Below are 213 nucleotides of genomic sequence, written 5' to 3' on the forward strand. Positions count from 1 at the left end.
TGGTTGGACTCGAACCAACGACCCCCGCGTTATCAACACGGTGCTCTAACCAGCTGAGCTACAGCCCCAAATGCTGTTCTTCTTAATTACAGTCGATAAGTGTGAACGCTTGAGGATGATCCGAAGATCAGTGCGACTCTAGAAAGGAGGTGATCCAGCCGCACCTTCCGATACGGCTACCTTGTTACGACTTCACCCCAGTCACGAATCCTA

The 213-nt window shown here is 51.2% G+C and carries 1 rRNA gene; it reads right to left on the minus strand.

Annotation, left to right across the window (positions count from 1 at the left end):
- Window positions 1-142 precede the first annotated feature (142 nt).
- A 16S ribosomal RNA gene (locus tag H3H36_RS26615) occupies window positions 143-213 on the minus strand; the annotation flags it as partial.

Source organism: Rugamonas fusca (genome assembly GCF_014042365.1).
In the GTDB taxonomy this organism is placed as follows: domain Bacteria; phylum Pseudomonadota; class Gammaproteobacteria; order Burkholderiales; family Burkholderiaceae_D; genus Rugamonas; species Rugamonas fusca.